Consider the following 7,004-nt stretch of genomic DNA (forward strand, 5'->3'; position numbering starts at 1 on the left):
CATCTGGAGTTCCACAAAATACAATTTCATCTAATGAAATCTTATGATATTTTATAAGTAAGCCTTTTTTTATAAGATAATTATACATAGGAGCTATGTATAATTCTCCTTTGCTAAAATCATTTTGTTCTTTCATTCTATCAAAAATTTCTTTAAAATCTTTTGCTTTTTTAAAATAGTAAAGTCCGCTACTACAAAGATTTGAAATCCTTTCTTTTTCTGTAGTTTTAATCACATTGTCATTTTCATCAACTAAAACAAAGCTCCATTGTTCTCCATCTGCCTCAAACACTTCTAAATAGCCATCAATTTTAGAAAAATCTAAAGCAACAGGCAAAGAAAAATTTGGCCTAAAAGTATCAATATTAAAAATCAAAATGCTTTCATTATTACTAATATTTGCTATTTCTAATCCAAGCCTTACTGTATGAGCTTGACCTAAAGTTTCTTGTTTTAATTTTATACTTTCATAAGATATTATCCCTAGTTTTTTACATTCTTTTTTTATAAAATTTTCAGTATCCTCAACATCTCTATATATAAAAAGAATTTTAAAGTCTTGAAAATACTTTTTAAAACTATTTACTGCGTGAAAAAAAACAGTGTTTCCTTTTAAATCAAGCATATATTTAGGCTTATTATAACCAGCTTTTATAAAACGACTACTAAGCCCTGCCATAGGAAAGATTATAATCATTTACTCTCCTTAAAAAAAATATCATAAAGTATAAAAGCATTTGCTAAAAATGCTATTTGCTTCTCTTTGAAATCATTATGCAAAGGCAACATAGATAAAAACAAATGCAAAGTCAAGGCTTTAATATTATCATCCACACTAAATATATTTAAAAATTCTTTTTGAATATCTAAAATATTATTATCCTTTTCTATAAAAAATTCTATTTTATTATTTTCAAATTTGCATTCAAAAAATCCTGCAATAATAAAATCATAAAGCCCAAAAATAGAATGAACTAATTTTGCAAAATCATAGTTTTTATCCCCATAAGGAGTAATTTTTCCACTAAAATCAAAACCCCTTGGATCAAAGGTTTTTATAGCACCAGCTCGAAAATCATACATAATATTTGAAAAACAAAAATCACCATGAATTAAAGAAAAATCATTTATACCACTCATATAAAAATCAAGCTTTTCTACTAAGGTTAAAATGCTTGGATAAGTTTTAGAATTGATGATTATATTTTTATGCAAATCAATTTTGCTTTGAGTGCTAAATTCTTGAAGTCTTTTTAAAGTTTTTTCTTTATAATTAAAATCTATATCTTTATTGTTGCTTTTAAAAGAATGCAACTTATCTAAAAATTCTTTTAAAGATTTAAATATTCTTTTCCAAACATAGCTAGGTAATTTTCCAAAAACATACAATTCTGCTAAAGTATTATTATAAAGATATTCTATTTCATAGCTATCTTGATGAGTTATTATTTTAGGAGTATAAATAAATAATTCTTTGGGTAAATTTTCAAACCAATTAATTTCTGCTTTTATCTTTTCTTGCCAAGAAGATGATTTTTTTATACAACCATTTAAAATTTTTATATTATTAAAACTTCTTTGTGTGCTTACAGCTTTTTTAGAGTGAAAATAGTTCGTTATAAGTCCAAAATCAAGCCAAGTGTCATTTTTTACAATATCAAAGGCATAAACTTTAGAATAAGATTTTATACCATCTATAAAAGAATAATTATTTTCAACTATACATTTTATTAAAAATTGAGGCTGAGAAAAGCTAAAAGCGCCTGCTAAAATTAAATCATTTTCTATTGTATTCGATAATATTTTAAATTCATTATCCAAATAAGTCCAATCATAATTTTCTTTAACTTTTGCAACTTGTAAAGAATTTTCTTTAAATTCAAGCTCTTTAAAAAAAGTATCTCCGTGCAAAATATAAAATTTTTCATTAAAAACACAGCAGACATTTAGGCAATAAACTATAGATTCACCTAAAGATAAATTATTTGGAACAAATAAAATCTCAACATTATATTCTTTTAATTTTTTTTTATCAAATTTATTTAATTTAAAATCATTAGGTAAAGATAAAAAAATTTTTTGATTGAACTTTTTAAAAAGTTTTATTTGATATTCATATAATCTCTTATTGCCAAGCGGTAAAAAAGATGGAGGGATTTTGCCAAATTCTAAGGTAAAATCAGAAGATGAATATTTTGCAGAAGTTATAAGTATCATTTATTGCCATTATCTTTATAAGGGTTCTCTTTTTTTAAAAGTTCTTTAATTTGCTTGTAGCTTAAATTTATAAATTCTGATGGACGAATAGCTTTATCATCAATATAAAATCCATCATATCCACACCAAGGCTTACCTATAATTACTTCATCATAAGGCACATTGTGTTTTTTAAGCCAAGAAATAATTATAGGTAAAGTATGAATTTTAATTTTTTCAAGTTCACCATTAAATGTACGCATATTGCGACTTGTAAAAATATTTATTTTAAAACCTTGTTTTTTATATTTTTTTAAAGTTTGGATTAAAGCAGTATTTGGCTTTTTATTGATATAATCTACATTCTCTTCATCAATTGTTAAAGTTCCATCTAAATCTACAATTATAGTCTTCATTAAATAAGTATAGCATAAATTTTTATTAAAGTTTTTTAATTGATGAAAGTAAAATTATTTTTTCTTTAATTTTGTTCTATTCTTATTTAAGATAACTAAATCAAAAAATAAAAATTTAATATATCCGCCCTTATACCAATTTTTACTTGCTTTGATAAAAGCTTCTCCTAACTTATATGAAAAATAATTTTTAATTTTTAAAGCCTCTTCATAGTCTGGACAATCTTTAAGAGAGGGCAAAATTAAATCTGGATTCATTTTTGTTTTTTGAGTATAGGCCAATTGTTCCTTATGATGTTTATCTCGTATATAAGATAAAACAAAGAGCATTCTTACATATCCCCATATACTTTTTGAATTATCTATCATAGCTTGACCTAATTTGTATGCTAGATGATTTTGTACTTTCGTTTTTGCTAAATTACTATGATTTCTAGTAATTATTTTATACTTCTGAGTAATCAAGTTAAAAAAACAAATAATTTTATTAATTTGTTCCTCATTAAATATCTTATTTTTCCTAATATGCCAAATATCTTTTTCTAATTCATTCTTTATATCTGGAAAACTTATATTGTTAAATAAAAAATTATTTAAGTGTGAAAATTTTATATTCATTTTTACAACTCTTAGTTTTAAAAAATCTGTCCATTGGCTTAAAGCATAATGCGATAAAAATCCCGTTCCAGCACTCATACAAGTTTGAGGGAAATACTTAAGATATGCATTAAAATTAGGATTTTCCTTATTCTCTTTAGCATATACCCAAGTTTTCATATAAATTTCCATTGCACTTCTTCTACCTATCTGCAAACTTCCATCTAAACCACAAAAATACCTTGTATCATAAATATCATTTAATTCCATTAAATGCAAATCTTCAATTTTTATGTCATTTTTTTCTATAATGTAATCAGGTCTAACACGCACAACAAAATCATATTTGAAATTATTTTGTTTTTCATATTCTTCCATACTTTTATAAACTTGATAAATTCCATAATATATTTTGGAATCATTTTTTAATTCTCCTAAACGATTAACAACTTTAGAATATGATTCTAAGGTTACTTTTTTTATTTTATTATTTAAAATAAATATATCTTTATCAGAAATTTTTTTATTAAATTCTTTTGAAATTACACTAAAAACATTTGGAAATTTTTTAGAAAAATCAACATTAGACATTATAAGCTCACTAGGGCATTCATTAAGCATAGGTTGGAAAAATCTTCCAATCCATCCTACGCCGTTTCCACCAGAACCTGGCCATAGGCTTTCCGTATCCCAAGAAAATATGAAAACATCAATATTTCCAAATCTTTCAAAATTACTTATTAATGCTTTGATACTATCACGCCAACCTGGTCTTAGCTGCCCATTTAAACATAAAGCTATTCTGCTTCCAGAATAAGATTTTTTTTGATAAAAATATCTCTCCGCAATAATTCTTAATTTATCATAATATAATCTTCCGCCTAAAGTATTTAAAAAATTATTATATATAATTTCTAGAATAATAAAATAGATTCCACCTTTAAAAAAAATATCACTTGAATTGATATAAAAAAAATCTATTGAATTTTTTAAAAAAAAAGATTGTAAAATTAAATCTTGAGATTTTTTTACTTCATTTAAAATTTTTAAAAAAATTTGAAAATCTTCAAAATTTATAAGATCCAAGCGAGAAGATAAAAAACTCATATATGAATTTTTATAGTTTCCAAGTAAAAAATTTTCATTTACGGTTTTATCTTTTAAACATATATGCATAAAATCATATAAATCATTAAATTTCGTATCTAAAAGTGATGCTAATCGGTCAATATAATCAAGATTTTGCAAGAAAAAATCATATCGTCCTAATTTATATATCAAAATCAAATGCTCATTAGATAAATCTTTTTTATCTAAAAATCTATCAAGAAATTCATAACTCCAATTATCTATAGCTTTTTTAACTAAAATATCCGTATTATTTAACATTTTACAATCTCAATGCTATTGTTTATATTCTCTAAAATATCTTTTTCTATTTCATTATTATAAACACCTGCATTCAAGATTACTAAAGCATTATTATCGTTTATTAGAATTTTAGGAGATTGAACTATAAAATTTGTACCATAAAGCCTTTTTTCTTGTTTATTTGGATCATTATCTAATATGCAAATAATCTTTGAAATATCTAATCCGCTATATATTAAGTTTTGACTAAATAAATGTGCTCCAAATAAATAAACCTTCTTTGAAGTCTGCTTAATATAAGAATTAATATGCTGAACTTTATTTTTATAAAATTTCAACATATCTTCAAAATCCGCTTTATTTTCAAAGTATTTATTTTTTAGATTAATTTTTACAGATTGGATATCTTTTTTTACTAAATAAAATATGCTATGTTCTTTAAAATATTTTTTTGCAATAATTGTAAAATTATTATTTCCCAATATATAATCAACTACATTTTCATCCAATAAAATAGTATGTTCAAAAAATAAGCAATTGCTATATTTATTTTTTAACCACTTAGACATATTAGGCATTGAAAATATCATATATCCTTTATCATTATCTAAAAAACTTGATATTTCAGAAAAAAATTCATTTGGATTATATATATGCTCAAGAACATGAGAATGTATAATTGCATCATATTGTTCATTATTACATATATCTTTATTAAAAAACCCATCGATATAATTTACATTTTCAAATTTATTTTCAATATTTGGTTCTACTATAGTCCAATTAACATTATCCATTTCTAAAAAAAATTGTGATAATTTTCCATGTCCACCACCAATTTCTAGTATATTTTTTGGTTTAATTTGAAAAATAAATTTTGCAAATTCTCTATGATGCTCATCCCATATTTTTCCAATATTACCAGCATAATGTCCATTTTTATATAAAATATCTAAGGGAATTAATTTATTTAAAAATAAAACACCACTATCCTGACAAATTGCAAATTGCTCTTCACAAATAATATCTTTTTTAAGATTCTGATCAGTGCAACCACAAAATAATGGAAACTGCCTTGAACTAATTATTTCTATATTGTTATTATATGTAATAGGACATTGGTCTCTAATGATTAAATCTAATTTATTATTTTTTTGATATTTCTCTAAATCTTCAGGTGTTCCAATTCCGTGCATTTGATTATATTCTATATTATAAATACCTATTTTAGCGCCACTTTTTATAGCATAATTATAAACAGGACAAGTATAAAATTCATTATTAACCCGATCGTTTTCTATAATCATATCTATAGCACTCTCAACAAATATTTTTCCTTTATTAAAAAAATAAATTCCAACAGTAGCAAATTTGCTAATAGCTTCTTTTTCTTTAACCTCTACTACCAAATTATCTTTTAATTTTACAAATGACCATTTTGAATCTTTTTCTTTATCAATAAAAGTCAATATTGAACCATCTAAATTTCGACTTAAACTATCATTAATAAAATCAGCTATATCAATATCAATAATTTGATCAGAATTAGCTATCATTAAAGGCTCATTATTGTTAATATACTTTCTTGCATAAAGCACAGTACAAGCTGTTCCTTCTGTAAGTTTATCAATGCCTATAAATTTAACATTAAAACTATTTTTAATCTCATCAATTAACGTTTTTTCTTGAATTAAATGTTCTTTTCTTGCTATTAAAATATATTTTGCATCTTTATATTTCAAATTTTCAAGTACTCTAACTATCATTGGTTTATCCAAAACATCAATAAAAGGTTTTGGCTTATCAAAACCAGCTTTTATAAAACGATTTCCAAGACCAGCCATAGGAATAACTATATTCATTGACATTCTCCTAAATACTTATCATTACTAACTCCAGGAAGTTTTACAACAACATTAATTGTATCTTCTAAAGCTTCAAAATCAGTAACCTCCCCTGGATAAATCATCACTATATCACCTTTAGAATATATCTTATCATTCATTCTTACTTTACCGCTAACAATAACAGTAATTTCAGTTGCAATTTTATGATAATGCTTTTCTTCTATATCACCTTTTTTATACTCTTTTATACCAACTTCTACATCATTAGTTTTAAAAATACTTGGTTCGAAATTTCCCACAAACCAACCACGAATCATCTTATCTAATTTATAATTTTCCATAATTAACCTTTTGGAATATCCAAATAAGCACGAAGTTTGATAATTTGTTCATCTTGCCAATCTATAATATCTACACCTTCAAGTTTAGTCTCATCAAGCATTAGGGTAAATTCTATAAAAGTTGTATTTTTGTCTTGAAAAATATTTTTGGCACTAAAACTTAATTCTTTACAACTTTCAAAAATATTTTTTATTGCTAACAAGCATCTATCTTTACCCTCTATTCTTTTTACAAC

The 7,004-nt window shown here is 24.0% G+C and carries 7 protein-coding genes and 1 pseudogene; all 8 read right to left on the minus strand.

The annotated features are described in order from the left end of the window. On the minus strand, window positions 1–697 hold a 697-nt coding region (locus tag JG677_RS06280), incomplete at its 3' end, for a glycosyltransferase family 2 protein (RefSeq protein ID WP_200285742.1). Next, window positions 694–2,217 (minus strand): capsular biosynthesis protein, encoded by a 1,524-nt coding sequence (locus JG677_RS06285; RefSeq protein WP_200285744.1) that lies wholly within the window; start codon window positions 2,215–2,217, stop codon window positions 694–696. The genes JG677_RS06280 and JG677_RS06285, both read right to left, overlap by 4 nt. Beyond that, window positions 2,214–2,612 (minus strand): HAD-IIIC family phosphatase, encoded by a 399-nt coding sequence (locus JG677_RS06290; RefSeq protein WP_200285746.1) that lies wholly within the window; start codon window positions 2,610–2,612, stop codon window positions 2,214–2,216. The genes JG677_RS06285 and JG677_RS06290 overlap by 4 nt, the downstream gene beginning before the upstream one ends. Window positions 2,613–2,666: 54 nt before the next feature. Next, on the minus strand, window positions 2,667–4,598 hold the full coding sequence (locus JG677_RS06295) for a sugar transferase (RefSeq protein ID WP_200285748.1): 1,932 nt from the start codon (window positions 4,596–4,598) through the stop codon (window positions 2,667–2,669). Further along, on the minus strand, window positions 4,592–5,713 hold the full coding sequence (locus JG677_RS06300) for a class I SAM-dependent methyltransferase (protein WP_325099564.1): 1,122 nt from the start codon (window positions 5,711–5,713) through the stop codon (window positions 4,592–4,594). Before JG677_RS06300 ends, JG677_RS06295 begins: the two co-directional genes overlap by 7 nt. A 9-nt stretch (window positions 5,714–5,722) precedes the next feature. Then, window positions 5,723–6,442, minus strand: a pseudogene (locus JG677_RS08855) (glycosyltransferase family 2 protein); the annotation flags it as partial. Beyond that, window positions 6,439–6,768 carry a hypothetical protein gene (locus JG677_RS06305; protein ID WP_200285751.1) on the minus strand — a complete coding sequence of 110 codons (330 nt, stop codon included), beginning with the start codon at window positions 6,766–6,768 and terminating at the stop codon, window positions 6,439–6,441. The gene JG677_RS06305 and the pseudogene JG677_RS08855, both read right to left, overlap by 4 nt. 2 nt (window positions 6,769–6,770) lie before the next feature. Then, window positions 6,771–7,004: nuclear transport factor 2 family protein (locus JG677_RS06310; RefSeq protein ID WP_200285753.1), on the minus strand; the 234-nt coding region annotated here is incomplete at its 5' end.

It is taken from the genome of Campylobacter sp. TTU-622 (assembly GCF_016598965.1).
Taxonomy (GTDB): Bacteria; Campylobacterota; Campylobacteria; order Campylobacterales; family Campylobacteraceae; genus Campylobacter_D.

What these genes read in the sequence shown, in the direction of transcription:
- JG677_RS06285 (WP_200285744.1), bottom strand. Translation starts at nt 2,217, where the DNA reads ATGATACTTATAACTTCTGCAAAATATTCATCTTCTGATTTTACCTTA.
- JG677_RS06305 (WP_200285751.1), bottom strand. Translation starts at nt 6,768, where the DNA reads ATGGAAAATTATAAATTAGATAAGATGATTCGTGGTTGGTTTGTGGGA.
- JG677_RS06295 (WP_200285748.1), bottom strand. Translation starts at nt 4,598, where the DNA reads ATGTTAAATAATACGGATATTTTAGTTAAAAAAGCTATAGATAATTGG.
- JG677_RS06290 (WP_200285746.1), bottom strand. Translation starts at nt 2,612, where the DNA reads ATGAAGACTATAATTGTAGATTTAGATGGAACTTTAACAATTGATGAA.